Source organism: Geminicoccus roseus DSM 18922 (genome assembly GCF_000427665.1).
GTDB classification, from domain to species: Bacteria; Pseudomonadota; Alphaproteobacteria; order Geminicoccales; family Geminicoccaceae; genus Geminicoccus; species Geminicoccus roseus.
Genome location: NZ_KE386572.1, coordinates 2,089,752 through 2,115,649 on the forward strand (window position 1 = coordinate 2,089,752; position 25,898 = coordinate 2,115,649).

24 protein-coding genes are annotated in these 25,898 nt (G+C 68.9%); 11 read left to right on the plus strand and 13 right to left on the minus strand.

The features are described from left to right. Nucleotides 1-4 precede the first annotated feature (4 nt). Both GEMRO_RS0110870 and GEMRO_RS0110875 read right to left on the minus strand, forming a co-directional pair. The gene (locus GEMRO_RS0110870) at nt 5-1,492 is read right to left on the minus strand and encodes an FAD-linked oxidase C-terminal domain-containing protein (protein WP_027134001.1); all 1,488 of its coding nucleotides are present in this window, start codon (nt 1,490-1,492) and stop codon (nt 5-7) included. Between the two features lie 82 nt (nt 1,493-1,574). After that, a complete protein-coding gene (locus GEMRO_RS0110875; RefSeq protein ID WP_027134002.1) occupies nt 1,575-2,939 on the minus strand; it encodes a glutamine synthetase family protein in 1,365 nt (454 codons plus the stop codon). 220 nt (nt 2,940-3,159) lie between these two features. On the opposite strand from GEMRO_RS0110875, the gene GEMRO_RS0110880 reads away from it, so the two are divergent. Beyond that, nucleotides 3,160-4,290 carry a mandelate racemase/muconate lactonizing enzyme family protein gene (locus GEMRO_RS0110880; protein WP_027134003.1) on the plus strand — a complete coding sequence of 377 codons (1,131 nt, stop codon included), beginning with the start codon at nt 3,160-3,162 and terminating at the stop codon, nt 4,288-4,290. A gap of 96 nt (nt 4,291-4,386) precedes the next feature. Continuing rightward, nucleotides 4,387-5,091: a BON domain-containing protein gene (locus GEMRO_RS0110885; protein ID WP_035485147.1), complete on the plus strand. Its 705-nt coding sequence runs from the start codon at nt 4,387-4,389 to the stop codon at nt 5,089-5,091. Nucleotides 5,092-5,155: 64 nt separating this feature from the next. Here GEMRO_RS0110885 and GEMRO_RS29045 read toward each other — a convergent pair whose 3' ends face one another. Further along, the gene (locus GEMRO_RS29045; protein WP_051328941.1) at nt 5,156-6,655 is read right to left on the minus strand and encodes a calcium-binding protein; all 1,500 of its coding nucleotides are present in this window, start codon (nt 6,653-6,655) and stop codon (nt 5,156-5,158) included. Between the two features lie 370 nt (nt 6,656-7,025). Between GEMRO_RS29045 and GEMRO_RS0110895 the strand changes: the two genes are divergently transcribed. Continuing rightward, entirely contained in the window at nt 7,026-7,724 is a 699-nt protein-coding gene (locus GEMRO_RS0110895) for an SGNH/GDSL hydrolase family protein (RefSeq protein ID WP_051328942.1), read from the plus strand. Nucleotides 7,725-7,746: 22 nt separating this feature from the next. Here GEMRO_RS0110895 and iolG read toward each other — a convergent pair whose 3' ends face one another. Then, nucleotides 7,747-8,769, minus strand: a complete 1,023-nt coding sequence (gene iolG / locus GEMRO_RS0110900; protein WP_027134006.1) for an inositol 2-dehydrogenase — start codon at nt 8,767-8,769, stop codon at nt 7,747-7,749. Nucleotides 8,770-8,868: 99 nt separating this feature from the next. On the opposite strand from iolG, the gene GEMRO_RS29050 reads away from it, so the two are divergent. After that, nucleotides 8,869-9,765, plus strand: coding sequence for a DMT family transporter (locus GEMRO_RS29050; RefSeq protein ID WP_051328943.1), 897 nt, complete (start codon nt 8,869-8,871; stop codon nt 9,763-9,765). Between the two features lie 4 nt (nt 9,766-9,769). Here the strand turns inward: GEMRO_RS29050 and GEMRO_RS0110910 are convergent, their stop codons facing one another. Together GEMRO_RS0110910 and GEMRO_RS0110915 are read right to left on the minus strand one after the other, a co-directional pair. Then, nucleotides 9,770-10,990, minus strand: coding sequence for an acyl-CoA dehydrogenase family protein (locus tag GEMRO_RS0110910; RefSeq protein ID WP_084506819.1), 1,221 nt, complete (start codon nt 10,988-10,990; stop codon nt 9,770-9,772). Continuing rightward, nucleotides 10,987-11,142, minus strand: a complete 156-nt coding sequence (locus GEMRO_RS0110915) for a hypothetical protein (protein ID WP_157505541.1) — start codon at nt 11,140-11,142, stop codon at nt 10,987-10,989. Before GEMRO_RS0110915 ends, GEMRO_RS0110910 begins: the two co-directional genes overlap by 4 nt. A gap of 172 nt (nt 11,143-11,314) precedes the next feature. On the opposite strand from GEMRO_RS0110915, the gene GEMRO_RS0110920 reads away from it, so the two are divergent. The 4 genes from GEMRO_RS0110920 to GEMRO_RS0110935 all read left to right on the plus strand — a co-directional run bounded on the left by GEMRO_RS0110920 (nt 11,315) and on the right by GEMRO_RS0110935 (nt 14,904). Then, on the plus strand, nt 11,315-11,806 hold the full coding sequence (locus tag GEMRO_RS0110920) for a quercetin 2,3-dioxygenase (RefSeq protein ID WP_027134009.1): 492 nt from the start codon (nt 11,315-11,317) through the stop codon (nt 11,804-11,806). Between the two features lie 87 nt (nt 11,807-11,893). Beyond that, entirely contained in the window at nt 11,894-13,723 is a 1,830-nt protein-coding gene (locus GEMRO_RS29055) for a tetratricopeptide repeat protein (RefSeq protein WP_051328945.1), read from the plus strand. 60 nt (nt 13,724-13,783) lie between these two features. Continuing rightward, complete coding sequence (locus GEMRO_RS0110930; protein WP_027134010.1) at nt 13,784-14,353, plus strand: helix-turn-helix domain-containing protein; 570 nt, start codon at nt 13,784-13,786, stop codon at nt 14,351-14,353. After that, nucleotides 14,350-14,904 (plus strand): GNAT family N-acetyltransferase, encoded by a 555-nt coding sequence (locus GEMRO_RS0110935; RefSeq protein WP_205624952.1) that lies wholly within the window; start codon nt 14,350-14,352, stop codon nt 14,902-14,904. The genes GEMRO_RS0110930 and GEMRO_RS0110935 overlap by 4 nt, the downstream gene beginning before the upstream one ends. A gap of 62 nt (nt 14,905-14,966) precedes the next feature. Here GEMRO_RS0110935 and GEMRO_RS0110940 read toward each other — a convergent pair whose 3' ends face one another. From GEMRO_RS0110940 to GEMRO_RS0110970, 7 genes are all read right to left on the minus strand, one after another. Continuing rightward, nucleotides 14,967-15,854, minus strand: a complete 888-nt coding sequence (locus GEMRO_RS0110940; protein WP_035485154.1) for an ABC transporter permease — start codon at nt 15,852-15,854, stop codon at nt 14,967-14,969. A gap of 4 nt (nt 15,855-15,858) precedes the next feature. Continuing rightward, nucleotides 15,859-16,809, minus strand: coding sequence for an ABC transporter permease (locus GEMRO_RS0110945; protein ID WP_027134013.1), 951 nt, complete (start codon nt 16,807-16,809; stop codon nt 15,859-15,861). Nucleotides 16,810-16,879: 70 nt separating this feature from the next. Further along, nucleotides 16,880-18,562 carry a peptide ABC transporter substrate-binding protein gene (locus tag GEMRO_RS0110950; protein ID WP_027134014.1) on the minus strand — a complete coding sequence of 561 codons (1,683 nt, stop codon included), beginning with the start codon at nt 18,560-18,562 and terminating at the stop codon, nt 16,880-16,882. Nucleotides 18,563-18,636: 74 nt separating this feature from the next. Beyond that, nucleotides 18,637-19,965: an NAD(P)/FAD-dependent oxidoreductase gene (locus GEMRO_RS0110955; protein ID WP_027134015.1), complete on the minus strand. Its 1,329-nt coding sequence runs from the start codon at nt 19,963-19,965 to the stop codon at nt 18,637-18,639. Between the two features lie 31 nt (nt 19,966-19,996). Next, nucleotides 19,997-20,695, minus strand: coding sequence for an SDR family NAD(P)-dependent oxidoreductase (locus GEMRO_RS0110960; protein WP_027134016.1), 699 nt, complete (start codon nt 20,693-20,695; stop codon nt 19,997-19,999). Continuing rightward, nucleotides 20,692-21,219 carry a MarR family winged helix-turn-helix transcriptional regulator gene (locus GEMRO_RS29060; protein ID WP_051328946.1) on the minus strand — a complete coding sequence of 176 codons (528 nt, stop codon included), beginning with the start codon at nt 21,217-21,219 and terminating at the stop codon, nt 20,692-20,694. The genes GEMRO_RS0110960 and GEMRO_RS29060 overlap by 4 nt, the downstream gene beginning before the upstream one ends. Further along, nucleotides 21,219-22,532 (minus strand): NAD(P)/FAD-dependent oxidoreductase, encoded by a 1,314-nt coding sequence (locus GEMRO_RS0110970; RefSeq protein ID WP_027134017.1) that lies wholly within the window; start codon nt 22,530-22,532, stop codon nt 21,219-21,221. The genes GEMRO_RS29060 and GEMRO_RS0110970 overlap by 1 nt, the downstream gene beginning before the upstream one ends. 318 nt (nt 22,533-22,850) lie before the next feature. Here GEMRO_RS0110970 and GEMRO_RS0110975 point away from each other — a divergent pair, with 318 nt between their 5' ends. From GEMRO_RS0110975 to GEMRO_RS0110985, 3 genes are read left to right on the plus strand one after another with little or no spacing between them, the layout of a single operon-like run. Continuing rightward, on the plus strand, nt 22,851-24,029 hold the full coding sequence (locus tag GEMRO_RS0110975) for an extracellular solute-binding protein (protein WP_084506821.1): 1,179 nt from the start codon (nt 22,851-22,853) through the stop codon (nt 24,027-24,029). A 60-nt stretch (nt 24,030-24,089) separates the two neighbouring features. Beyond that, complete coding sequence (locus GEMRO_RS0110980; RefSeq protein ID WP_027134019.1) at nt 24,090-25,097, plus strand: ABC transporter permease; 1,008 nt, start codon at nt 24,090-24,092, stop codon at nt 25,095-25,097. Beyond that, nucleotides 25,094-25,891 (plus strand): ABC transporter permease, encoded by a 798-nt coding sequence (locus GEMRO_RS0110985; protein ID WP_027134020.1) that lies wholly within the window; start codon nt 25,094-25,096, stop codon nt 25,889-25,891. Before GEMRO_RS0110980 ends, GEMRO_RS0110985 begins: the two co-directional genes overlap by 4 nt. The last annotated feature ends 7 nt before the right edge of the window (nt 25,892-25,898 follow it).

Here is a 25,898-nt window from a genome sequence, read left to right on the forward strand (position 1 = left end):
CCTTCTAGAAGCGGGGGAGGTCGGCGAACGGCATCCGCCCGCCGGAGACGTGCAGCCGGCCCATCTCGGCGCAGCGGTGCAGCTTGGGGAAGACCTTGCCGGGATTGAGGATCTGCGCCGGGTCGAACGCGCACTTCACCCGGATCTGCTGGTTCAGGTCCGCCTCGGTGAACATGGTCGGCATCAGGTCGCGCTTCTCCACCCCCACGCCGTGCTCGCCGGTCAGCACCCCGCCGACCTCGACGCACAGCTTGAGGATGTCGCTGCCGAACGCCTCGGCCTTCTCCAGCTCGTCCGGCTTGTTGGCGTCGAACAGGATCAGCGGGTGCAGGTTGCCATCGCCGGCATGGAACACGTTGGCGACGCGCAGGCCATACTGCTTCGACATCCGCTGCATCCCGGCCAGCACCTCGGCCAGCCGCCCGCGCGGGATCGTCCCGTCCATGCAGTAATAGTCCGGGGAGATCCGGCCCACCGCCGGGAAGGCCGCCTTGCGGCCGGCCCAGAACAGGAGGCGCTCCTCCTCGCTCTGGCTGACCCGCAGCTCGGTGGCGCCATGCTGGCGGGCGATCCCTTCCACCGTCTCGATCAGGTGGTCGACCTCGACCTCTGGCCCGTCCAGCTCGCAGATCAGCAGCGCCTCGACGTCCAGGGGATATCCGGCATGCAGGAAGTCCTCGGCCGCCTGGATCGCCGGCCTGTCCATCATCTCCAGCCCGCCCGGGATGATCCCGGCCGCGATGATGGAGGCCACCGTGTCGCCGCCCTGCTCGGAGCTGGGAAAGCCCATCAGCACCGCGCGCGCGGTCGGCGGCTTTTGCAGGATGCGCACCGTCACCTCGGTGACCACGCCCAGCAGCCCCTCCGAGCCGGTCATCAGGCCCAGCAGGTCGTAGCCTTCCGAATCGAGATGCTTGCCGCCCAGGCGCACGATCTCGCCGTTCGGCAGCACCATCTCCAGGCCCAGCACGTTGTTGGTGGTGAGCCCGTATTTCAGGCAGTGCACCCCGCCCGAGTTCTCGGCGATGTTGCCGCCGATCGAGCAGGCGATCTGCGAGGAGGGGTCGGGAGCGTAGTAGAACCCGGCATGCTCCACCGCCTTGGTGATGCCGAGATTGGTGACGCCCGGCTGGGCGGTGACCGTGCGGTTCTCGAAGTCGATGTCCAGGATGCGGTTGAACTTGCCCAGCCCCAGCACGATCCCGTCGACCAGCGGAAGGGAGCCGCCGGACAGCGAGGTCCCGGCCCCGCGCGGCACCACCTTGACCTTCTCGCGATGGCAGTAGGCCAGGATCTCCGCCACTTCGGCGGTGGTCTTGGGCAGCACCACCGCGATCGGCACCGCCCGGTAGGCCGACAGCCCGTCGCACTCGTAGGGCTTCAGCCCGATCGTGTCGGCGATCACCCCTTCGCCCGGCAGGATCGCGCGCATGGCCGCGACGATCTCGGCGCGGCGCGCGAGGATGCCCTCATCGGGGGCTGGCATCAGCATGACGATCTCCCTGGACCCGGAAGCTATCTGGAGAGCTTCCGGGGAATTGGCAACGGCCGGCGTCCGGCCGTTGCCGCGCGGGTCAGCCGCGCTCGAAGTAGCGGATCAGTTCCCAGTCGGTGACCGCCCGGTCGTGCTCCGCCTGCTCCCAGCGGGCCGCGTGGACATAATGGTCGACCACCTCGTCGCCCAGCGCCGCGCGCATCACCTCCGAGCGGTCGAACCGGTCGCAGGCGGCATGGAGCGTCCTTGGCACCGCTGGGATCTCGGCGGACCCATAGGCGTCGCCGGAGAAGGCCTCGGGGAGCTCCAGCTCGTTCTCGATCCCGTGCAGCCCGGCCGCCAGCAGGCCGGCATAGGCGAGATAGGGGTTCACGTCGGCGCCCGGCACCCGGCACTCCGCCCGCAGCGCCGCCCCGCCGCCCAGCACCCGGAAGCCCGCGGTGCGGTTGTCCTGGCTCCAGACCAGGTTGGTCGGCGCGAAGCTGCCGGCCACGAAGCGCTTGTAGCTGTTGATGTTGGGGGCGAACAGCAAGGTGGCGTCGCCGCCGGCCGCCAGGTAGCCGGCCAGGTAGTTCTGGAACAGCCTGGAAAAGCCGTTCTTGCCGCCCTTGTCGGCGAACAGCGGCTTGTCGGCCTCCTTGTCCCAGAGGGAGGCGTGGATGTGGCAGGAACTGCCGGCCAGGTCCTGCTTCCACTTGGCCATGAAGGTGAGCGACTGGCCGTGCTGCCAGGCGATCTCCTTGGCGCCGTTCTTGAAGATGACGTGGCGGTCGGCCATCTCCAGCGCCTCGGCATAGACCAGGTTCAGCTCCTCCTGGCCCGGTCCCCACTCGCCCTTGCTCTCCTGGACGGGGATGCCGGCGTTGTCGATCCCGTTGCGGATCGCGCGCAGGAGCTTCTCGCGCTTGGTGGTCTCGAAGACGTGGTAGTCCTCGATGTACCAGCCGGCGGTCCGGACATCGTGGTAGCGCTTGTCGCGCGCGGTCCGGTAGTCGTCGTCGAAGACGTAGAATTCCAGCTCCGACGCCATCTTGGCGGTCATGCCGCGCTTGGCCAGGCGCGCCAGCTGCTTCTTCAGGATCGCGCGCGGGCTGTGCGGCAGGTCCTCGCCGTGATGGTCGACCACGTCGCCCAGGCACAGCGCGGTGCCCTCCAGCCACGGGATCCGCCGCAGGGTGCCGAGGTCCGGCTTGATTACGAAGTCGCCATAGCCCTTGTCCCAGGAGGCCGCCTTGAAGCCCGGGACCGGCTCCATCTCCATGTCGACCGCCAGGAGATAGTCGCAGGCGTGCCATTCCTTGACGACGCTATCCAGGAAGAACCGGCCCGTGGAACGCTTGCCGATCAGCCGGCCCTGCATGTCGGTGAACGCGACCACCACCGTGTCGATCTCGCCGGACGCGATCAGCTTCTCCAGCTCGTCCAGCGTAAGCATGCCATTCATTTCCGGGTTTCCTCGATCGCGCTCGCGCCCACAACTTGCGACCGCCAGAGGTGCCGCGTCCTTGGCCGGAACGCAACGGCTGGCCGCGCTTCCAAAGGGGCAGGGGTGCCGCCCGCGATCCTTTGCCGGCCGAAAATTCCCCGCAGCCGTCGCAAGGGGCTGTGGCGCCCTCGGATTCCGGGCAAGAACCTGCCCGCAGCCAACCAGAGGTCGGGAGACCATGAAGATCACCGAAGTCCGGGCCCACCGGCTCGAGGCGCCGCTGTCGGAGCCCTTCTCCTACGCGCGTGCCCGCTACGGCACCCGTGCCGCCATGATCGTCGAGATCGTGACCGACGAGGGCCTGACCGGCTGGGGCGAATGCTATGGCCCGGCTTCCCTGACCGCGGCCGCCGTCGAGGCGTTCCGCCCGCAGCTCCTGGGCGAGGATCCGCTGCGCACCGACTGGCTGTGGCAGGAGATCTACGCCCGGTTCCGCGATCATGGGCAGAAGGGCGTCGTCATCCAGGGCCTGAGCGGCGTCGACATCGCGCTTTGGGACCTGAAGGGCAAGAAGCTCGGCCTGCCGATCCACCGGCTGATGGGCGGGCCGCTGCGCAGCGAGGTGCGGGCCTATGCCACCGGCCTCTATCGCCGGGACGAGGGCGACCCGATTGCCTATCTGGCGGAGGAAGCGTCAGCTTATGTCGAGGCCGGGTTCGGGGCGGTCAAGCTGAAGGTCGGCTTCGGCGTCGAGGAGGACGCCGCGGTCACCGCGGCGCTGCGCGAGGCGATCGGGCCCAAGGCCGGCCTGATGATCGACGCCAACCATGCCTATGACTCGATCTCCGCCATCCGGCTCGCCCGCAAGGTCGAGCATCTCGACATCGGCTGGTTCGAGGAGCCGGTGCCGCCGGAAGACCTGGCCGGCTACCGCGCGGTCAGGGCGGCAACCTCCATCCCGGTGGCCGGCGGCGAGTGCGAGTTCACCCGCTACGGCTTTCGCGAGGTGCTGACCTCCGGCTCGATCGACATCCTCCAGCCCGATACCTGCGCCGCCGGCGGCCTCAGCGAGGCCAAGAAGATCGCCGACATGTCGATCGCGTTCGGCGTGCGCTACGTGCCGCATGTCTGGGGCACCGGCATCGCCACCGCCGCCGCCCTGCAGCTCCTGGCGGTCCTGCCGGCGACCCCCTCGGCGCTGCGCCCGGTCGAGCCGATGCTGGAACTCGACCAGACCCAGCACCCGGTGCGCGACGCGCTCCTGGTCGACCCGATCCGGCACCAGCGCGGCGTCGTGTCGGTTCCGCAGGGGCCGGGCCTGGGCATCGAGGTGGACCGCGCCGCCCTGGACCATTTCGCGGTGCGCTGACCGGCCGGCCGCACGTCGGAACCAGGACCTCCCCCACGCTTTGATCAGGCAAATGCCAGCAGGGCCACACCCAGGCCCTGAAGGAGGAGGCACATCATGGCAGACGAGGATCGCTACCGTCGCTGGCAGGATGACCGCGAGAGCTACCGCCAGCGCGACTATCGAGGCCGCCCGGACTTCCGTGACGACGACGACCCGCGCCTGCGCGGCGGCTATGACCGCGGCGGCGACTACGGCCCTGGCCGCGACTATCCGAGCGAGGAGCGCGGCGGCGGCCGGCGCGGCTACGGGCCGATGTTCGGCGGCCCCGCGCCGGGCGGGCCGATGTTCGGCGCGATGGGCGGCTATGGCACCGAGGGCTACCGTGGAGGCCGCGGCTACGGCCAGGACCAGGGCGAGCATTATCGCGGCGACCGCAGCTTCTTCGAGCGGGCCGGCGACGAGGTCGCCACCTGGTTCGGCAGCGACGACGCCGAGCGCCGCCGTCGCGAGGACGCCCGGCAGGGCGACCAGGGCGCCGACCATCACCGCGGCAAGGGCCCGAGCGGCTACACCCGCTCCGACGACCGCATCAACGAGGACGCCCACGACCGCCTGACCGACGATCCCTATCTCGATGCCTCGTCGATCACGGTGCGAGTCAGCGCCGGCGAGGTCACGCTCGACGGCACGGTGAACAGCCGCAGCGACAAGCGCCGCGCCGAGGACATCGTGGACGGCATCTCGGGCGTGAAGCACGTCCAGAACAACCTGCGCGTCCAGCCGGGCAGCGCCACCGGCGAGCGCGCCACCGTGCTCTGAACTGGCTAGGTGCGCTGATCGAACGGGCCCCCGCCGGCTGCCGGCGGGGGCCTTTGCGTGCTCTTCAGGCGTCGACCAGCGTCCTGCCCAGGAAGTCCGTGGCATCCAGCCCGGTCACCCCGAACAGGGTGAGCTTGCCGCTCGCCGCCGTGGCGTCGTCGGCGCGCAGGCTGATCACCAGCGAGAGCTTCGTCTCGTCGTTGTAGGTGACCTGCTGCAGGGTCACGTAGGCGTCGCTGCCCCGGATCTGGCCGTCGCCGTTGAAGTCGTACCTGTTGAACGAGATCGTCTCGTCGTCGAGCACGTCCTCGCCGCGCACGAAGTCGGTTACCAGCACGCTCATCTCGGGCCTGCTGCCGTCGGTGAAGCGCCGACCGACCGCTTCCACGCCGAACACATCGCGGCCCTGGCCGCCGGTGAGCACGTCCCGGCCGAAGCTGCCGTAGAGCCGGTCGTCGCCGGCGCCGCCGTTCAGGTAGTCGTTCATGCTTTCGGTGAGCGTCTCGATCGCGGCGGGCAGGGGCTCGCCCCACAGGCGGTCGTCGCCGGCTCCGCCGAACAGCTGGTCGTCGCCTTCGCCGCCGAGCAGGTCGTCGAGCCCGTCGCCGCCCTCCAGCCGGTCGCTGCCCAGGCCGCCGTTCAGGCTGTCGTCGCCGCCTAAGCCGCGCAGGATGTCTCCGCGGTCGCCCCCGACCATGGTCGAGCCGCGGATGTAATCGTCCCGCGGCGTGCCCACCAGCACGTCCGCCCCCGGCCCGCCATTGAGATGGATGCCCCGCGACGGGAACTTGTCGAAGTCGCGGATGTCGCCCGCGCCCAGGTCGGTCACGCCGAACACCGTGACCGTCTGGCTGCCCCGCTCGCCCAGTTCCCACACCCCTGCCATGTCGATCACGGTCGAGGCCTGGGTGACCCCGTCCAGCGTGACGTCCCGGATCGCGATGAACGCGTCGCCCTCGTCGAGCACCCCGTTGCCGTTCGTGTCGAGGTCGGCGAACGTCTTCCAGCTGGTGAACGGACCCGATTCGGTGTCGATCGTCCGCGCCATGTGGATGATGTCCTGGCCGCGCACGAAGTCCGCCGCGATGTCCTGGCCGATCTCGGATTCCTGGAAATCGTACTCGGCGCCGGGCGTGACGTTGAACGAGAACACGTCGCGGCCGCCTCCGCCGCTCAAGCGGTCGTTGCCGGCACCGCCGCTCAGGAAATCGTCGCCGCCCCCGCCCGAAAGGTCGTCGTCGCCAACCTGCCCCGCCAGCGTGTCGCGCCCGTCCGCGCCGAAGATCTGGTCGTTGCCTTCCCCGCCCTGCAGCTGGTCGCGGCCGCCCCCGCCATGCAGCAGGTCGTTCCCGTCCCAGCCCTCCAGCAGGTCGTTGTCCCGCCCGCCCAGGATGTAGTCGTCTCCCGCATCCCCGGAGAGCACGTCCTGCCCATCGCCGCCATCGATGCGGTCGTCGCCGTCGATGCCATTCACCCAGTCATCCCCGGCCAGGCCGGTCATGACATCCGCTGTGATGCTGCCGGACAGCCGGTCCGGATCGTTCGTGCCAGTGAACGTCGCCATGCGATCCTCGTCACAAGAGACTGGGGGACGCTGAACGGGCTGCCGTTGTTTTATGAATTGGCATTAATGCTAGTGAGGAGATCTGCGGCCGGCAAGAACGCCCGCTGCGCTCCGGTCAATCTTCGACGGCAGGGACACTGCTCGGCAGTTGAAGCCTGCTCCCGATCCGGGCGGTCCAACTTGGTGCACGGTCGACGCCGCCTGCGCCGTACAGGTGCGTCCATGTTCCCGCTGGGACCAGCCGCACCCACTTGATAAAGAGATCATGCGACCAGAAGCGCGCCAACAGTTGCGCGCCAGAAAATCGGGGATTGGGCTCATGAAAAGGCGTGTTCTCCTGAAGTCGTTGGCCGTCCTGGCTTTGGGGGCGATGCTGGCGGCAGGCAGCGCTGCCGCGGCGGATGCCAAGCGCGTCATGGTCTTTGGCGATTCAAACAGCTGGGGCTGGATACCCATCACCGAAGGGTTCCCCAGCACCCGCTACGCCCAGGACGAGCGCTGGCCGGGCGTCCTCCAAGAACAACTGGGCGAAGGCTACGAGGTTGTCGTGGAGGCGCTGAGCGGCCGGACCACCGACCTGGCCGACCCGACGGTGCCGAACGTCACCGGCGCCGCCCTGGTCGGCGCCGACTATCTGTCGCCGGCGATCGCCAGCCACCTGCCGCTCGACCTGGTGGTGATCATGCTCGGCACCAACGACCTGAAGGCGATGTACGACCGCTCGCCCTACCGCATCGCGCTGGGCATGGGCAAACTGGTCGACATCGTCCAGGACACTGGCGGCGGCGTCGGCACCAGCTATCCGGCGCCGAAGGTGCTGGTGCTGGCCCCGCCGCCGTTGGGGGAGCTTTCCCCGCAGGCGTTCCAGGACCTGTTCGCCGGTGGCCCGGAGAAGTCCCGGCGCTTGGGCGAGTTGTACGAGCCGGTCGCCCGCGCCGGCGGCGCCGAGTTCCTCGACATCGGCCAGGTCACCCCCACCGACGGCGTCGACGGCATCCATTTCACCAAGGAGGCGCAGCGCAAGATCGGCATGGCGGTGGCCGATAAGGTGAAGGCGATCTTCGAGTAGCGATCGGACCAGCCGCCGCCTGTCAGTCGGGCGGCGGCACCTCGACGATCCGCCCGCTCTTCGCCGCCTCCATGACGCAGCCGGCGAGAAGCGTCGCGCGCCAGCCGTCCAGCCCGCTCACCGGCACCGGCTGCCTGTCCAGGACCGCGGCGATGAAGCTGTCCAGCTCCGTCCGGTAGGACTCCCGGTAGCGGTCCAGGAAGAAGTAGGGCACCGGGTCGCGCTGCGGGCCGCGCTGGTCGTGCAGTTCCACGGTGGTGCGCTGCACGTTGCCCGACTGCAGCATCCCGCCCTGGCCGAACACCTCGATGCGCTGGTCGTAGCCGTAGGCGGAGCCCCAGCTGTTGTCGATCCGGGCCATCCGGCCGCTGGCGGTGGTCAGGATCGCGACCGCGGTGTCGACCTCGCCAAGCTCGGCAAAGCGCGGCTCCACCAGGTTGGAGGCGAACGCCGCCACCCGGACCGGTTCCTCGCCCAAAAGCCATCGGGCCATGTCCAGGTCGTGCACCATGGTCTCGGTGAACAAGGCACCCTTCTCATTGGCCAGGTACTCATAGCGCGGCGGCTCGGGGTCCCGGCTGGTGATGCAGACCAAATGCGGGCTGCCGATCTCGCCGCGGGCCAGGCGCTCCTGCAGGCGGGCGTGGTTGGCGTCGAACCGGCGGTTGAAGCCGGTCATCATGGCGATGCCGCTGTCGCGGGAGAGCGCCGCCAGGGTCCGGGCATCCTCCGGGTCGGAGGCCAGCGGCTTCTCGCACAGCACCGGCTTGCCGGCCTCCAGCGCCTCGTGGACGTAGAGGAAGTGCGAGGAGGAGGGCGAGGCCACGATCACCGCGTCGATGGCATTGGCCGCCAGCGCGTCGAGCGGGGCGGTCGAGGCGGTCGCCTGGTGCGCCTCGGCCAGGTCGGCCGCGGCATTGCCGTCCTGGTCCACCACCGAGGCCAGCCGCGCCCGCGGGTGGTCGACGAGATTCGCGGCATGGAGCCGGCCGATCCGCCCGGCGCCGATCAGACAGAAGCGCAGCTTCGGCGCATGGGCGCCCATCGTTTCCTCCCCTTCGCCTTCGTGCCGCCGGATGATAGCGGTTTGTGGCGGCGCCCCAAGAGGGGTGATCCGTCCGCTCGACCCGGAAGGAACATCAGGTTGCCGATCCGCGGAACACCTCTGGCGGTCCTGCTGCTGATGGCAGGCTGCTCGATGTTCGCCGTCCAGGACACCATTGCCAAGGTATTGGGCGAGGCGGGCTTCTCGCCGGTCCAGATCGTGTGGGCGCGCTATACCGGCCATCTCCTGCTGGCGACGATCGCCCCGTTCCTGCATCGCGGGCCGCTGCCCTGGCGCTCCTTGCGCCCGAAGCTGCAGTTCGCCCGCTCCGCCCTGATCGCCTGCGCCACGCTGTGCGCCGTCACCGCGCTGAAATACCTGCCGCTTGCGACCGCGGCCACCATCGCGATGACCGCACCCTTGTTCGTCACCCTGTTCGCGATCCCGGTCCTGGGCGAGCGGGTCGGCTGGCGCCGGCTGACCGCACTCGGCATCGGCTTTGCCGGCGTGCTGCTGGTGCTGCGCCCGGGCATCGCCGAGTTCGACCCGATGGCGCTGGTGATGCTGGCGTCTGCGGCGATCTCGGCCTTCTACCTGGTGCTCACCCGGATCACCTCGCGGATCGACCACCACGAGGTGAGCTTCTTCTTCACCGCGGTGGTGGGGGCGCTGGCCAGCCTGCCGTTCATGCCGTTCGTGTTCGAGATGCCGGGCGGCTGGAACCTGGTGCTGATGATCGCGATCGGCTTTTGGGGCGGGATCGGCCATTTGCTGATCATCATGGCGCACAAGCACGCCCCGGCCCCGGTGATCGCACCGTTCACCTATACCCAGCTGATGGTCGCGGTGTTCCTGGGCTGGCTGGTCTATGACCGCTGGCCGGACGGCTTCACCTGGGCGGGCGCCGCGATCCTGATCGGCTCGGGGATCTATGTGTGGCAGCGCGAGTGGACGCTGGCCCGGACAGGCAGGGCGGTCCCGGCCCCCCGGACCTGACGGGTCAGCGGCGGAAGAACCCGTCCTCCTCCGCCAGGTAGCGGCGCGCCACGATCGTCTGGTGGACCTCCGAGGCGCCGTCCACCAGCCGCGCCTGGCGGGCGTAGCGGTACATCCACTCGAGCGGCGTGTCGGTCGAGTAGCCCTTCGCCCCCAGGAGCTGGATCGCCGTGTCCACCGCCAGGTGCAGCGCGTCGGCGACCTGGATCTTGGCCATCGACACCTCGGCCTGGGCCTTCTCGCCCCGGTCGAGCGCTTCCGCCGCGCGCATGGTCAGCAGGCGGCCGGTGTCGATCGCCATCACCACCCGCCCCAGCGCCATCTGGATCGATTCCTTGTCGACCAGGAGCTGCCCGAACGCCCGCCGCTCGCGCACGTAGGGCAGGGCGATCTCCAGCGCCCGCCTGGCCATGCCCAGCCAGCGCATGCAATGGGTGAGCCTGGCCGTGGCCAGCCGGATCTGGGTGACCTTCATGCCCAGGCCCTCGCCCAGCAGCACGTTCTCCTCCGGGATCTCCAGCCCCTCGAACATCAGCTCGCAATGGCCGCCATGTTCCTCCGGCCCCATGATCGGGATGCGCCGGAGGATCCGCCAGCCGGGCTGGTCGGCATGGAACAGAAAGCAGGTGAGGCCGCGGCGCGGGTCGTCGCTGGTGCGCGCCAGCAAGAGGAAATGCGCCGCACCCTCGGCGCCGGTGATGTACCATTTATGGCCGTTCACCACCCAGCGGTCGCCCTTCTTCTCCGCCGTCGTGCGCATCATCCCGGCCGGGTCCGAGCCCGAGCCCGGCGCCGGCTCGGTCATCACGATCGCCGAGCGCACCTCGCCCCGGACGATCGGCAGGAGCCAGCGCTCCTGCTGCTCCGGGGTCGCCACCTTCTGCAGGACCACCATGTTGCCGTCGTCCGGGGCGGCGCAGTTGCAGGCGACCGGCCCGAAGCGCGAGCGACCGAGCTCCTCGTAGAACGCCGCCATCTGCACGGTGGAGAACCCCAGGCCGCCATGCTCCCGCGCCACCTGCGGCGCCCACAGCCCGCGCGCCTTCGCCTGGTCGCGCACCTCCTGCAGGAGGTCCTCGCGGATGTGCTCGCCCCGACCGAACGAGCCCGGATCCGCCTCCAGCGGCAGCAGCACCTCGTCCACGAAGCGGCGGGCGCCGCCAAGCTCGGTCTCGATTCCCAACGGCACGTTTGGCGTCCCTTCCTTTTCGGCTGCCCCGATCATACAGCCTGCGCCGACGCCTGGAACGCCGGAGCAAGGGCCCCGGGTGAGGGATCCCCGTCGGCGTTCGGGTCGGCCTCCGTACCCCGCTCCGCCCGGCCGCTGCCGACCTGGTCGCCCGGCGGGAAACCGTTGCTGTCCGACTGGAGCAGCATCAAGGTATCGTCTTTGGCCGCCAAGACTAGCGGCAGTCGATCCTTGGTGTTTCTCCTCGTTTGCTTCCTGTCTTGATTGCCGCTTCTCTCGTGGATCACCACCGCATTTTCCGGTACGGTTCGGCAGGGCGTTGCCCCGGAAGTCGGTCGGCAGCCTCCATGGGGACAGGACATGGAACCGCAGCTCGGCGCAGGCGCCGCCTCCCTCCAGCCTTTCGCCCGCCAGGGCGACGAGGGCGAGGCCCGCTGGTGGCTTGGGTCGCTGGCGCTGATCAAGGCGACCAGCCAGGACACCAACGGCGCGTTCTGCCTGGTCGAGGTGCGCGAGAACGAGGGCGACACGCCCCTGCACGTCCACCACCGCGAGGACGAGACCTTCATCGTGCTGGAGGGCGAGATCGAGTTCGAAGTCGGCGGCGAGGTGATCCAGGGGCAGCCCGGCACCGTCCTGTTCGGTCCGCGCGGGATCCCGCACCGCTACAGCGTCCGCCGCGGCCCGGCGCGGATGCTGTTTTTGCTGACGCCCGGCGGGTTCGAGGAGTTCATCCGCGCCACCAGCGAGCCGGCGCCGGAACGGCGCATCCCGGACGAGGGCGAGGGGCTGCCGGATTTCGAGGCACTGCCGGAGATCGCCCGGCGGTTCGGAGCCGAACTGCTGGACTGACGCGCCGCTGCTTGCGGGAGAATTCCGCCAAATTCTCTGATAGTCTGCCGAAGTCCGCATCGTCGGGATGTGGTATCGGAGGCGAACATGCACCGCAGTCGCTCGATCATCCGACTTTTCGGCGCGTCGCTGCTTCTCTCATCCGCCGCTTTTGTTCTGGGTTCGCCGGGCGTGGATGCCGCGCCGCAGGCGTGGCAGCCTCTGCCGGGGCTGTCCGGCGGGCTCTGCCTGGGCGGGCCGGTCCGGCAGGACGCGGCCGGCGGGGCGGCCATGGCGCTGCCCTCGTTCCGGACCGAGGCGTTCAAGCCCGGCTACGGCCTGCTGCAGGCGGCCACCGAGGCTGCGCAGATCCCGGCGGCCGGATCCGCCCTGCTGGAGCCGGAGTTCGGCAACTCGACCATCGAGCTCCCCTCCGACAGTGCGGAAGCGCAGCGCTGGTTCGACCAGGGCCTGCGCCTGAGCTGGGGCTTCGACCATGGCGACGCCATCCTGGCCTTCCAGGCAGCCCAGAAGGCCGATCCGACCTGCGCCTTGTGCTACTGGGGCGAGGCGTTCGCCTGGGGACCGAACATCAACGCGCCGATGCCGCCGGAGGCGGTGGCGCCCGCCTTCGCCGCGCTGGCGCAGGCCAAGCTGCTGGCGGATCGGGCCGGCGAGCTGGAGCGCGGGCTGATCGAGGCGCTGACCACCCGCTACGGGGCTGATCCGGCCGCGGACCGCGCCCCGCTGGACATGGCCTATGCCGACGCGATGGCCGAACTCGCCCAGCGCTTCCCGGACAACGACGAAGTCCAGGTGCTGTACGCCGACGCGCTGATGAACCTGCAGCCCTGGGACTACTGGGAAGCCGACAAGGCGACCCCCAAGGGCCGGACGGCGGACCAGGTGGCCGCGCTGGAGCGGGTGCTGGCGCGCAACCCCACCCATGTGGCGGCGATCCATCTCTACATCCACACCGTGGAGGCCTCGACCGATCCGGAGCGGGCCGAACCCTATGCCGACCGTCTGGCGGCGCTGGCGCCGGAGGCCGGCCACCTCGTGCACATGCCGGCCCACATCTACTACAGGATCGGCCGCTACCTGGATTCGCTGGAAACGAACAAGGCGGCGGTAGGCGTGGACGAGGCGCTGTTCGCCAAGGCGCCCTCGGAGGGCATGTACCGCTACGTCTACTACCCGCACAACGTGCACTTCGTGCTGGTGTCGGCGGCCCGCGCCGGCGACGGGCCGACCGCCCTGTCGGCATCGCAGAAGCTGACCGGCGTCCTGTCCGACGAGCTGGCCCGGCAGTTCGGCGTGGTCCAGGCGATCAAGCAGGCGCCCTATTTCGCCCATGCCGATTTCGGCGAGCCCGACCAGGTGCTGGCGCTGCCGCGCCCGAGCGGCGACCTGCCCTGGGTGGATGCCTCCTGGCACTTCGCCCGCGGTGCTGCCGCCGTGCGCAAGGGCGATCTGGACCGGGCCCGGCAGGAGGTCCAGGCCCTGGTCGGGATCGGCCAGAGCGAGGACCTGTCGGCGATCGAGGAGCAGAGGGTCCCGGCCGGCGACGTGCTGGCGATCGCCCGGCTGGTGCTCGAGGGCCGGATCGCCCGCGCCGAAGGCCGCCCCGAGGATGCGGTGTCCCTGTTCGAGCAGGCGGCGGCACTCCAGGACGGGCTGCCCTACATGGAGCCGCCCTACTGGTACTATCCGGTGCGGCAGTCCCTGGGCGCAGCCCTGCTTGAGGCCGGCCGTCCCAAGGAGGCGATCGACATGCTGGAGACCGCCCTGGAGGACGCGCCGAACAACGCCTACGCGCTGGAAGCCCTGGCGCAGGCCTATCGAGCCACTGGTGACCAGGCGGCCGCCGATCAGGCGAGGGAGCGCTTCCAGGCCGCCTGGGCCGGCGCCGAGCCTCCCGATCTACGCCGCATCTAAATCTCTGCTTCCTGCCCTCTTCTGCTGGAGTTCCACGAAAAGAGAATATAATCTATCTTCATGGATGCAGAGAGCGAGCTGCCTGTTCTGATCGGCCGGCGCGTGGCGGAGCGGCGGGCGGCGCTGCGGCTGCCGCTGGAGGAGGTCGCGACGCGGACCGGCGTCAGCCGGGCGATGATCTCGCGGATCGAGCGGGGCGAGGTCCATGCCAGCGCGGTGGTGCTGGACCGGCTCTGCGCCGGGCTCGGCATCAGCCTGTCCGCGCTGTTCGCCCGCGCCACCGCCTCGCCCCTGCTGCGGCGCGACGACCAGCCGGTCTGGCAGGATCCCGCCAGCGGCTATGTCCGCCGCGAGGTGGCGCCGGCCGGCACCGGCTCTCCCGTCCGCATCGTCGAGGTCGAGCTGCCCCCGGGCGCCGAGCTGCATTTCGATCCGAGCCCCCGCCGGGTCATCGACCAGCATGTCTGGGCCCTGGAGGGCGAGATCGAGGCGATCCAGGGCGGGGCGGTCCACCGGCTTGGTCCCGGCGACTGCCTGCACATGCGCCTGGTCGACGGCAACGGCTTCCGCAACATGGGCGGCCAAACCGCCCGCTACGCCGTGATCCTGACCCTGGAGCCGTTCCCGTGAGCGGCGAACCCTCGAGCAGCAATCCCATGAACAGCCACGCCATCCGCCTCCTGTCGCCGGAGGAGGCGGCGCCGCGCCTGGGCCAGCTCGCCGCCCTCCTGGCGGAAGCGGTCGAGGGCGGCGCCTCGGTCAACTTCGTCTGGCCGATGACCGCCTCCAAGGCGGAGGCCTGGTGGCAGGGAGCGCTTGCCAGCCATGCCCGCGGCGAGCGGCTGATCTTCTGGGCCGGCAGCGACGAGGAACTGCACGGTTCGGTGCAACTGGTCCTGGCCCCGCAGGAAAACCAGGCGTTCCGCGCCGACATCGCCAAGCTGCTCGTGCACCGGCGCGCCCGCCGCCAGGGCCTGGGCCGGGCGCTGATGCAGGCGGCCGAGGCCGAGGCGCGCCGGATCGGCCGCACCCTGCTGACGCTGGACACCGAGACCGGCAGCCCCGCCGAGCATCTCTATGCAGCACTCGGGTGGACGAAGTACGGCGAGATCCCAGGCTACGCGACCTGCGCCGACCGGAGCCGGCGCGCGGCGGCCAGCTTCTTCTACAAGGAGCTGTAGGCAGCCGGCCCGGTCTTCGGCCAGCGCGCTTGACACGAACGAACCCGAGCCGGCGTTTGCCGTCACTGCGCGTCCAGCCGGTCGTCCAGCGCGTCGCGCAGGCCGTCGCCCACGAAGTTGAAGCTCGCCACCGCCAGCGTGATCATCAGGCCCGGGAAGATCGCCAGCCAGGGGGCCGAGGTCAGGTATTGCTGGGCGTTGTTGAGCATGTTGCCCCAGCTCGCCATCGGCGGCTGGATGCCGTAGCCCAGGAAGCTGATATAGGATTCCATCAGGATCGCCCGGGCGACCGTGAGCGTCGCCGCCACCACGATCGGGCCGATCACGTTGGGCAGGAGCTCGCGGAAGATGATCACCGCGTCGGACGCGCCGATCATCTCCGCCGCCACGGTGAAGTCGCGCTCGCGCAGGGAGCGCATCTGGTTCTGCACCACCCGCGCCACCTCCATCCAGCTGGTGGCGGCGATGATCAGCGTGATGGTCAGCACGTTCGGCTTGATGAACGCCGCCAGGGCGAGCAGCAGGAACACCGAAGGAAAGCACAGGATCGCGTCGACCAGGCGCATCAGCACCGCACCCAGCCACCGGCCGTAATACCCGGCGACCGCGCCGATCACCGTGCCGATCACGGTGGAGACCAGCATCGCCAGGAAGCCCACGGTCAGCGAGATCCGTCCGGCATTGAGCAGGCGGGCGGCATGGTCGCGGCCGAGCGGGTCGGTGCCCAGCACGTGCGCGCTGACGAAGGGCGGCGCGAACCGGTTGCGGATGTCGATGAACAGCTGGTCGTAGGGGATCAGGTACGGCCCGACCGCGGAGAGCAGCACCAGGAGCACGATCATCGCCACGCCGAATACCGCCAGGCGGTGGCGGCAGAACCGGCGCAGGGCGCGGTGGCGGGTGGGGGCCGGCAGGCTGGCGGCCGAAGCGGGGGCGGCGACATGGGCCATGGCGTCAGTCCAGCCGGATGCGGGGATCGACCACTGCGCAGAGCAGGTCGGCGATCAGGTTGGCCATCAGCACCATGATCGCGGTGAACATCAGGATGCCCATCACCACCGGGTAGTCGCGGTAGCCCAGGCTATCCAGGAATAGCCGGCCCATGCCGGGCCAGGTGAACACCGTCTCGGTCACCAGCGCGCCGCCCAGCAGGGTCGGCATCTGCAGGCCAGCCAGGGTGATCATCGGGATCAGCGCGTTGCGGATCGCGTGCCGGAACAGGATCAGCCGCTCGGGCAGTCCCTTGGCGCGGGCGGTGCGGATGAAGTCCTGGTTGATCACGTCCAGCATCGAGGCGCGCATGTAGCGGCTCCACACCGCGACCTCGACCAGGGCCAGCACCAAAGACGGTGCGATCAGGTGGTGGACATAGTCGAGGAACGAGGCGTCGCCGACCGTGTAGCGGTTGCCGGGTGGCAGCCAGCCGAGCTTGACCGAGAAGATGTAGATGGTGACCAGGCCGAACCAGAAGGTCGGGATCGACAGGGCGATCATGGCGCCGATGGTCGCCAGCGTGTCGAAGAAGGAATAGCGGCGGATCGCGCCCATCACCCCGATCCAGCCGCCCAGCAGGACGGCGATCAGCATGGCGACGATCATCAATTCCAGCGTGGCCCAGAGATGCGAGCCGATCACGTGCAGGACCGGCTGGGAATCGCGGTAGGAGCGGCCCCAGTCGCCCATCAGCAGCCGGGTGAACCATTCCCAGTACTGCACCGGCAGCGGCCGATCGAGGCCCATCTGCTGGGCGATCCGGGCGATGTCCTCCTGGGACATGCCGGGCACCATCGCGAACTGCGACAACGGCCCGCCCGGCGCCAGGTAGAGCACCCCGAACCCGATCATCGAAACCAGCCAGAGCAGGACCAGGTTCTGGCCCAGCCTGCCGAGCAGATAGCGTCCCACCTAGGGGCCTCCCTCGTGCGAGAGGACCGGGGCCTGGGCGTCCCCGGTCCGTTCGGTCAGCGACGCGGCGTCAGCTCGCGAAGTACCACTCGTTGGCGTTCCAGCAGTTCTCCTGCACCGCGAAGTTCGGCTTGAAGTTCTGCAGGTCGGCCTTGGTGCCCTGCACCATCGCGTACTGGAAGATCGGCAGGTAGGGCAGGTCGTGCCGGGTCACTTCCTGCATCTTCTTGTAGATCTCGGCCCGCGCCGACTGGTCGGTGGTGGTCGCACCCTCCTCCAGCAGCTTGTCGACCTCCGGGCTGGAATACTGAGTGGTATTCTGCCCCGTACCCCCCTGCGCACCGATCGACTTGCTGTGGAAGAAGTCGGTGGCGTCCGGGTCCGGGCCGATGCCGAAGCCGATGCCGACCATGGCGCTCTCGAACTTCGACATCATCCAGTACTCGCCCCACATCACCGCGGGCGGCAGGTTGCTGATGTTCATCTTCGCACCGATCTCCAGCCAGTTCTGCTGGAGGAACTGCTGCGCCTGCTCGCGGGTGGTGTTGCCTGCCGTGGTCGAGTTGGTGAACTCCAGGCGCACGCCGTCCTTGGCCCGGATCCCGTCGCCGCTGTCGACCCAGCCGGCCTCTTCCAGGATCTGCCTGGCCTTCTCGGGGTTGTACTCGTGCTGGGGCAGGTCCGGGTTGTAGGCCCAGGACTGGCTGGGGAGGAAGGATTCGGTGGGCGTGGGCAGGCCGTAATAGATCGCCTCGATGATGCTCTGCTTGTCCATGCCCAGGAGCAGCGCCTCGCGCACCGCCCGGTCCTGGAACACCGGCAGGCCCAGGTTGACCGCGATGTTCTCGATGAACGGCTGCGGCACGGTCTGGACGACGCGGCCCTCCAGCGCCCTGCCTTCCTCGTACTTGTCCGGGGTGATGCCCTGGATGCCGGTGTAGTCGACCGCACCGGTCTGGAACTGGGTGTACAGCACCGTCATGTCGGGGATGTACTTGAAGATGATCCGTTCCAGGTACGGGCCATCGCCGTGGAAGTCGGTATGGGCTTCCAGCGTGATGTGGTCGCCCGGCACGCGCTCGACCCACTTGAAGGCGCCGGTCCCGATCGGCGCGTTGTTGAACGCCGCGGTGTTCGGGTCGGCCTCCTTCTCCAGGATGTGCTTGGGCACGATGAAGGTCCAGGACAGGATCGCCGGGTAGGGCGCGTAGGGCTTCTCCATCCGCCAGGTCAGCTCGGTCGGGCTGTTGACGGTGATGTCGCGCACCAGCTCGTGGCCGGCCCGGCGCCCGGCGCGGAAGTCCGGGTTGTTGATCAGCTCGATCGTGTACTTGACGTCCTCGGCAGTGAACGGCGTGCCGTCATGCCACTTCACGTTGTCCTTGAGCCGGATCGTCCAGGTCAGCCCGTCCTCGGAGATGCCGCCGTTCTCGGCGGTGGGGATCTCGGTGACCAGGTCCGGGATCAGGGTGCCGTCCGGGGCCGGGCGCCAGAGCGGGCTGAACAGGTTGAAGTAGACGCCCTCGTCGACCTCGATGTGCAGCATCAGGGGGTTGAAGACCGTCGGCTCCTGCGAGAAGCCGATCACCGCCTGTCCGGTGGGCTGCTCGGGCGGCGTGGCCGCCTGGGCGCTGCCGACCCAGCCGAGCTTCGGCCCCATCCAGACGGCGGCCCCGCCCGCCAGCGACATCGCCATGAGCCGGCGCCGGCTCGGGCGCATCAGGCTGGTCTCGTTGGAAGCGCGATCCGTCATCGTTCAGTCCCCCTCGATAGTTTCATCCGCGCAAGGAAGGCGACGCCTTGTCCGGCGCTCGCCCGTCGAAAAACTCAGGCATGCCCCATCGGCCGGGGCACGGTGCCGTCCAAAAAGCGCGACAGCCGGAACTCGGTCGGGTCCACCACGGGATCCTTGCCCATCACCATGTCGGCGATCAGCTTGCCCGCCCCAGGCCCGATGCCGAAGCCGTGGCCGGAGAAGCCGGTGGCGATGAAGAAGCCGGGCACGCTGTCGACATGCGAGATCACCGGCACGATGTCCGGCGTGACGTCGATCCGCCCGGCCCATTGCTGGACGATCTTGGCGTTGGCGAAGGCCGGGAAGGCGGCCTTCAGCTTGGCCAGTGCCGTCTTGGTCACCTTCTCCACCGGGGCCGGGTCGTTCACCCGGATCTTCTCGAACGGCGTCACCTGGTCGCCGCTCCAGGTCTTCGGCCAGCCGGCCTCGGTCATGAACCGGCCGTTCATCTGCAACCCGTAGGAGCGCCACTCCAGCTTCATGGCCGGCAGGAAGTCCTTGAAGAACCGGAAGCTGTTCGGGACCAGTTCGTGGACATTGGTGCTACCGTCGGCGATCGTGTAGCCGCCGTCCAGGCGTTTGCGGAACGCCCAGGCCTTGTCCCACAGCGCATGTTCCGGAGCACCCTCCAGAGGGGCCGTGCGCATCACCGAGTTGATCACCGAGAGCTGCGGCAGGCGGATGCCGAGGTTGCCGGCGAACAGGCTGGACCAGGAGCCGCCCGCCAGCACGACCGTGCTGCAGCGGATCCGCCCCTTCTCGGTGACCACGCCGGAGACCTTGCCACCCTGGCGCTCGATCGTGCGCACCGCGCATTCGGTGAACACATGGGCGCCCATCCGCTGCGCCGCCTTGGCGATCGCCGGGCCGGCCTTCTGCGGCTCGGCGCGCCCGTCGGAGGCGGTGTAGAGCGCGCCCACGAAGCCGCCATCGGAGCCCGGCATCAGTTCGTCGAACTCCGCCTTGCCGATCGCCTTGGTGTCGAGCTGGTAGGGACGGGAGTACTGCAGCCACTCCTCGTGCTTGGCCATCTCGGCCTCGCTGCGCGCCCCGTACATGATGCCGGTGACCTTGAAGCCGGTCTCGGCTTCGGTCTTCTGGTTGAGCGTCGGCCAGATCTTGAGCGATTCGATGATCAGCGGCAGCTCTCTGGGGTCGCGGCCCATCTTGCGCACCCAGCCCCAGTTGCGGCTCGACTGCTCGCCGGCGATGTGCCCCTTCTCGCACAACGCCACCGACACGCCGCGCTCGGCCAGGAACATCGCGGCCGACACGCCGATGATGCCGCCGCCGATCACCACGACGTCCACCTGCTCGGGCAGCTTCTCGTTCGGATCGACCGGATCGACTACAGGTCCCATGAGGTCAGCTCGCTTCTCTGGCTGCGCTGGATCAGTACGAATCGTCCATCGACGAGTTGATCGGAATCTCGACCACGCTGGCCGTGTTCGGCAGGTCCAGGGCGAACGCCACGATCCGCGCCACGTCCTTGGGGTCGGTCATGTCGGCCGCGGCCTTGTCGGTCAGCCCCAGCGCCATGTCGGTCGCGACATAGCCCGGGCAGATCGCCACCGAGCGGATGCCCTGGTCCCAGCCGGCATGGCGGATCGCGTGGGACAGGGCCAATGCCGCGAACTTGCTCACCGAGTAGAGCCCGGCCTTGGCGGTCTTCACCCGCTTGCCGGACAGCGACACGATGGTCGCGACCCGGCCCCGCCCGCAGGCCACCAGATGGGGCCAGGCTGCGCGGGCCAGGCGCAGCGGCGCCTTCACGTTGACGTCCAGGACCGCGTCGAGGTCGGAATCCTCCGCCTCGATCACCGTCTTGGGGATCATGATCCCGGCATTGGCGACCACCGCGTCGATCCGGCCGAAGCGCTCTGCCGCGGCGGCCACCCAGGCCGCCTCGCTGCCGCGGTCGGTCGCGTCGTAGGCCTGGACGTGGCAGCGCTCGCGCAGGTCATCCGGCACGCTGTCCGGCCGGCGCACCCCGATCGAGACCTGCCAGTCCCTGGCCAGAAGTTCCCGGGCGATCGCGGCGCCGATGCCGCGGTTGGCGCCGGAGACGAGAACCGTGCGTCGGTCGGTCATGCGGTTGCCTTCCGGTTCAGGACAATGTCGGGCAGGGGCGTCACGTGGCGCTGGTAGAGCGTCATCAGGATCCGCAGCAGGTCGGCCCGGTCGGCCTCCTCCAGCACCGAGAAGAACCGGTCCGACTGCTCCTTGGCGATCCTGCGGACCTCGTCGACCAGCTTTTCGCCCTTCGGCGTCAGGTAGAGCTCGTGGGCGCGCCGCTCCTGGGCGTCGACCTTCTGCTCGATCAGCCCGTTGCGCTTCATCTGGTCGATCAGCCGCGCCATGGCCGAGCGGTCCTTGTCGATGAAATGCGCGATCACCGAGGGGCGGATGCCCGGGTTGGCGTGGACCATCAGCAGGACCGAGACCTTGCCGGTGCCATGCGCCAGCGCGACCTTGCCGATCGCCCGGTCATAGTCCCGGTTCAGCACGATGCCCACCGAGCGCGCGTAGAAGCTCAGCAGGTCGCCCAGGATGTCGAACGACACTCCGGAATAGTCGGCGGTGCGTGGGCCCTGCGGCCGCAGGTTCTTCGCCATCAGTAGGCTGGCGGGTTCACGCCCTCGCGCTTGGCGACCCACTGGTCGCGCGCGCGAGTGACGGAAAGGAAGATCTGAGGCACGAACTTCATGTAGAACGGCGAGGCGGCCAGCGGCTCCAGCGGCAGCGTCAGTTCTTCCTTGGGCACGCCCATGGCCCATTCGGACAGGACCGTGCCCATCATGGTCCCGGTGGGCACGCCACGGCCGGAATAGCCCAGCGACGCCACCACGCCTGGGGCCAGCTCGAACAGGCGCGGGAAGGTCTTGGGCTGCATGTCGAGGTCGCCGGTCCAGTAGTACTGGAAGTCGACCTCATCGAGCTGCGGCAGGATCCACTTCAGCTTCTCGCCGGTCAGCTTCTTGGTGTACTCGACGTCGCCACCGCGCCTGCCCTCGACGAACACCGAGGTGACCAGCCGGCCATCCTTGTTGTACTTGTAGATCATCGGGTCGTCGCGGGTCTCGACGACCGTGTGGTTCTCCGGCGCCACCGTCTTGCGGATGTTGTCGGTGAGCGGCTGGGTCGCCAGGATCGCCACCGACATGATCGTGTAGGTCTTGTCCAGGCCCGGCCAGTAGCCGTCCGTGTAGGCGCCGGTCCCGCACACCACCTTCTCGGCGGTCACCCTGCCGGTGGGCGTCACCACCCGCCAGCGGTTGCCGGCCGGCTCGATGCCGGTCACCGGCGAATAGGTGTGGACCACCCCGCCTTTGGAGATCACCGCCCGGGCCAGGCCGCGGGCATAGGCGAGCGGGTTGAGGTGGCCGCCCTCGGGATGCAGCCAGGCGCCGTAGTAGCGGGGCGAGCCGGTCAGCCGCTCGGTCTCGGCCTTGTCCAGGAGCTGGGTGACCTTGCCGGCCGAGGCATAGGTGCGCTGCTTCTCCTCCAGCACCGCCACCCGGGAGGGTGCGTGCGCCACCATCAGGTAGCCGTTCTGCACGCCCTCGCAGTCGATGCCGTAGCGCCGGATGATGTCGAAGGCGAGGTTGGTGGCGTTGGTCTGCCGCTGCACCAGCCGCTCGCCATGGACCGGCCCCAGCATCTTGCGCACGGTCGGGATCGAGTAGAAGTGGAAGGTCGGGGTGCAGTGGCCGGCATTGCGCCCGGACGCGCCGAACCCGATCTCCTTCGCCTCCAGCAGCACCACCCGCACCCCCTGCTCGGCAAGATGGAGAGCGGTCGACAGGCCGGTATAGCCACCGCCGATGACACAGACGTCGGCGGTGAGGTCGCCGTCGATCGGCTCGGTCTTCGGCGGCGGCGGCGCGGTCGCGTACCAAAGAGATGGCTCGAGCGGCGAACGCTGCATTCTCCGCTTCTCCCAGGGTGCGAAGACGTGGTTCACTGCATCATTGCTGCGAAGCTTGAGGATCCGGGAAGCATTGCTGCCGCCCAATTGACCAGATCGCGCATGAATGCAGCAGGACTGCCCGATTATTTGTCGGGCCGATTGATCGGGTACTTGATTGTCGATGAATGATGGATGTCATCCACTATGGTGGCCGTCAAGTGTTTTCCACAAGCGCTGTCATTCTTTGGTCCCACTGATGTCACACGCTTGACGCGACGGCCTGTCACGCGGCACCCAAGCTCCGATCGGGGCCTTTGCGCCAGGAAAGAGAGAACCATGTCCGAGATCGACACGACCGGCCGGGCCGGTGCCATGTTCTGCCGCCGTACGCTGCTGGGCGCCGCCGCCGCTGCCGGAGGCGCCAGCCTTCTCGGCGCGCCGTTCGTGGCGAAGCGGGCCCGGGCCAGCTCCGGCACGGTCAACGTGTTCGCCTGGGGCGACTACGTGCAGACCTTCAACGAAGGCGGCCTGTCCAAGCAGTTCACCGACAAGACCGGCATCCAGGTCCAGCTCTCGACCTATGGCTCGAACGACGAGCTGGAGAACAAGCTGCGCGCGTCGGGCGGCAAGGGCTTCGACATCGTGTTCCCGTCGGTCGACACCGGCCCGAACTACTACAAGGACGGCCTGCTCGCCCCGATCGACGAGAGCAAGTTCAAGGTCGATCAGGTCATCCCGTCGATCTACAAGAGCTCGGTGCTGCTGGGCGCCACCCATCGCGGCAAGCGCCACCTGATCCCGTTCGACTGGGGCACCGAGGCGATCACCTGGGATTCGGAGAAGCACCCGGACCTGGCCTACGGCAACCTCTCCTATGGCGACATGTGGAAGGACGACCTCGCCAAGCAGGTCGCCATGCGCCAGAAGTCGGTGCTGGTCAGCCTCGCCCTCTACCTGGACGCCATCGGCGAGGTGAAGTCCGACCGCGGCATGGACCTGGTGAAGTCCGAGGAGGAGAGCCGCCGGGTGTTCGAGGCGGCGACCAAGTGGGCGATCGCCAAGAAGGACGTGATCGGCGCCTACTGGAACAACGCCACCGAGGCGACCTCCGCCTTCACCGACGCCGGCTGCACCATCGGCCAGACCTGGGACACCACCGGGATCCTGCTCCACCGCGACACCGCCCCGAAGTGGCGCTACTCGATGCCCAAGGAAGGTGGCCTCGCCTGGACCGACACGATCGCGATCCCGGCGGGTGCCGAGAACGTCGAGCAGGCCTATGCCTTCATCGACTTCATGCTCACTCCCGAGGCCGGGGCCGTGTTCTCCAACAACACCGGCTACAATTCCTGCGCCGTGGGTGCTGACCAGCATCTGAGCGAGGAGAACAAGGCTGCCTTCGCCATGGCCTATCCGGACGAGGCGGCGGTCGACAATCTCTGGTGGTGGCCGCCGCAGACCCCGTTCTTCGCGGCGCTGCGCACCGAGTATGTCGAGAAGCTGACCAACGCCTGACCGGCAGCCATCCAGGCCGGGCCCGGCATCGCCGGGCCTGCCTCCCTGCTGGGATCGATCATGCGCAAGCTCTTCCAGCGGCTGGGCGTGTTCCCGGCCACGATCGCCTGTGTGCTCGCCGCCTTCTGGGTGCTGGGCCTGATCGTCCTGCCGCAGGCCACCATGATCGAGCGCTCGCTCTGGTGGGAGGAACGGCCGGCCGACGCCCAGCAGGCTGCGCAGGCGCTCGACCAGGCCTGGATGGAGCAGGCGCGCCTGTCGCTGGACGACCCGTCGCCGGAGCGCGATGCCAGGCTCGCCGAGGTGGAGGCCGAGATCGCCCGGCTGGAGCAGGTCGAGACCAAGCCGGTGCGGGCCTGGGGCCTGTCCAACTACCTGCGCATGAGCGGGCTGCACCTGCGCATCTTCCTCTGGACGCTCGGCGCCTCGCTGGCCGTCACGCTGATCGCCTTCGTGGTCTGCTACCCGATCGCCTGGGCGGTCGCGACCGCCGGTCCCGGCCTGCGCGGGCCGCTCCTCCTGACCGGGCTGATCATTCCCTATGCCGTCAACGAGCTCCTGCGGATCTTCGCCTGGCTGATCCTGCTCGACCGCGAGGGCTTGGTGAACACGCTCCTGCAGGGCCTGGGCCTGCCCCCCGTCCCGTTCGTCGAGACCGGCTCCGGCGTGTTCATCACCATGGTCTACACCTACGTGCTGTTCATGGTCTTCCCGATGCTTAACTCCATGGAGACCTTGGACCGCGCCCAGGTCGAGGCCGCCCGCGACCTCGGCGCCTCGATCCCGCAGATCCACCGCCGGGTGATCATCCCGCACAGCCGCCCGGGCATCGCGATCGGCTGCATCATGACCTTCATGCTGGCCGCCGGCTCCTACGCGGTGCCGTGGATCATGAGCCGCGGCGTGGGCGGCGACTGGTTCACCCAGCTGGTCTACCGGCAGTTCTACGAGGCCAACCAGTGGAACGTCGGCGCCGCCTACGCCGTCACCCTGCTGATCGCCTGCCTGGCCTTCGTGCTGGTGGTCATGAAGGTGATGCGGGTGTCGTTGCGGGAGATCGCCCGATGAATGCCGGCCGCGCCAGCCGCCTGGTGCTCGACGCCTATCTGGTGCTGTTCTTCTTCTACCTGGCCGCCCCGCTGGTGGTGATGATGGCGGCCGCCTTCAACGCCTACCCGCAGCCCTCGGTGACCCACTGGGAAGGCTTCACCCTGCGCTGGTTCACCGAGCTGTTCACCGATGCGCGGCTGGGCACCGGCGTGCTCCACTCCTTCATGGTGGCGCTGGGCGTGATCGTGATCGCCATCCCGGCGGGCCTCGCCGGCGCCATGATCCTGGCGCGGATGGAAAGCCGGGCCACCACCTTCCTCTATGCCCTGATGGTCAGCCCGATCCTCACGCCCGGCATCATCCTGGGCCTGTCGACCCTGATCTTCTGGAGCCCGATCGGCATCGGTGCCGGCCTGACCCTGGCGACGCTCGCCCAGGCCAGCTTCATCACCTCCTATTGCATGCTGATGTTCCTGGCCCGGCTCGCCCGCTACGACCAGACCCTGGACGAGGCCGCCCTCGACCTTGGCGCCGGCCCGGCCTTCGTGTTCCGGCGGATCACCCTGCCGTTCCTGTGGCCGACCGTGCTGACCGCCGCCGGCATCGCCTTCCTGCAGTCGTTCGAGAACTACAACACCACCGTGTTCGCGATCGGCGGCGACTTCACCCTGCCCACCGAGATCGGCTCGCGGATGCGCTTCGGCCTCTCCCCCGCCATCGCGGCGCTGGGCGTGATCTTCGTGGTGGCGACCGTGGCCGGGGCGATCGCCTGGGTGGTCCTGCGCCGGCGGGAGCGCGCCCGCGCCGCCTGACCGGCGG

Excerpts from the sequence above, each read along its gene's own strand:
- GEMRO_RS0110960 (WP_027134016.1), bottom strand. The coding sequence starts at position 20,695 with ATGACCGACCGACGCACGGTTCTCGTCTCCGGCGCCAACCGCGGCATC.
- GEMRO_RS0110885 (WP_035485147.1), top strand. The coding sequence starts at position 4,387 with ATGGCAGACGAGGATCGCTACCGTCGCTGGCAGGATGACCGCGAGAGC.
- GEMRO_RS29045 (WP_051328941.1), bottom strand. The coding sequence starts at position 6,655 with ATGGCGACGTTCACTGGCACGAACGATCCGGACCGGCTGTCCGGCAGC.
- GEMRO_RS0110895 (WP_051328942.1), top strand. The coding sequence starts at position 7,026 with ATGCTGGCGGCAGGCAGCGCTGCCGCGGCGGATGCCAAGCGCGTCATG.
- GEMRO_RS0110940 (WP_035485154.1), bottom strand. The coding sequence starts at position 15,854 with ATGGCCCATGTCGCCGCCCCCGCTTCGGCCGCCAGCCTGCCGGCCCCC.
- GEMRO_RS0110920 (WP_027134009.1), top strand. The coding sequence starts at position 11,315 with ATGGAACCGCAGCTCGGCGCAGGCGCCGCCTCCCTCCAGCCTTTCGCC.
- GEMRO_RS0110875 (WP_027134002.1), bottom strand. The coding sequence starts at position 2,939 with ATGAATGGCATGCTTACGCTGGACGAGCTGGAGAAGCTGATCGCGTCC.
- GEMRO_RS0110950 (WP_027134014.1), bottom strand. The coding sequence starts at position 18,562 with ATGACGGATCGCGCTTCCAACGAGACCAGCCTGATGCGCCCGAGCCGG.
- iolG (WP_027134006.1), bottom strand. The coding sequence starts at position 8,769 with ATGGGCGCCCATGCGCCGAAGCTGCGCTTCTGTCTGATCGGCGCCGGG.
- GEMRO_RS29055 (WP_051328945.1), top strand. The coding sequence starts at position 11,894 with ATGCACCGCAGTCGCTCGATCATCCGACTTTTCGGCGCGTCGCTGCTT.
- GEMRO_RS0110985 (WP_027134020.1), top strand. The coding sequence starts at position 25,094 with ATGAATGCCGGCCGCGCCAGCCGCCTGGTGCTCGACGCCTATCTGGTG.
- GEMRO_RS0110975 (WP_084506821.1), top strand. The coding sequence starts at position 22,851 with ATGTCCGAGATCGACACGACCGGCCGGGCCGGTGCCATGTTCTGCCGC.
- GEMRO_RS0110930 (WP_027134010.1), top strand. The coding sequence starts at position 13,784 with ATGGATGCAGAGAGCGAGCTGCCTGTTCTGATCGGCCGGCGCGTGGCG.
- GEMRO_RS0110880 (WP_027134003.1), top strand. The coding sequence starts at position 3,160 with ATGAAGATCACCGAAGTCCGGGCCCACCGGCTCGAGGCGCCGCTGTCG.
- GEMRO_RS0110970 (WP_027134017.1), bottom strand. The coding sequence starts at position 22,532 with ATGCAGCGTTCGCCGCTCGAGCCATCTCTTTGGTACGCGACCGCGCCG.
- GEMRO_RS0110980 (WP_027134019.1), top strand. The coding sequence starts at position 24,090 with ATGCGCAAGCTCTTCCAGCGGCTGGGCGTGTTCCCGGCCACGATCGCC.
- GEMRO_RS29060 (WP_051328946.1), bottom strand. The coding sequence starts at position 21,219 with ATGGCGAAGAACCTGCGGCCGCAGGGCCCACGCACCGCCGACTATTCC.
- GEMRO_RS0110955 (WP_027134015.1), bottom strand. The coding sequence starts at position 19,965 with ATGGGACCTGTAGTCGATCCGGTCGATCCGAACGAGAAGCTGCCCGAG.
- GEMRO_RS0110910 (WP_084506819.1), bottom strand. The coding sequence starts at position 10,990 with ATGATCGGGGCAGCCGAAAAGGAAGGGACGCCAAACGTGCCGTTGGGA.
- GEMRO_RS0110870 (WP_027134001.1), bottom strand. The coding sequence starts at position 1,492 with ATGCTGATGCCAGCCCCCGATGAGGGCATCCTCGCGCGCCGCGCCGAG.
- GEMRO_RS0110915 (WP_157505541.1), bottom strand. The coding sequence starts at position 11,142 with ATGCTGCTCCAGTCGGACAGCAACGGTTTCCCGCCGGGCGACCAGGTC.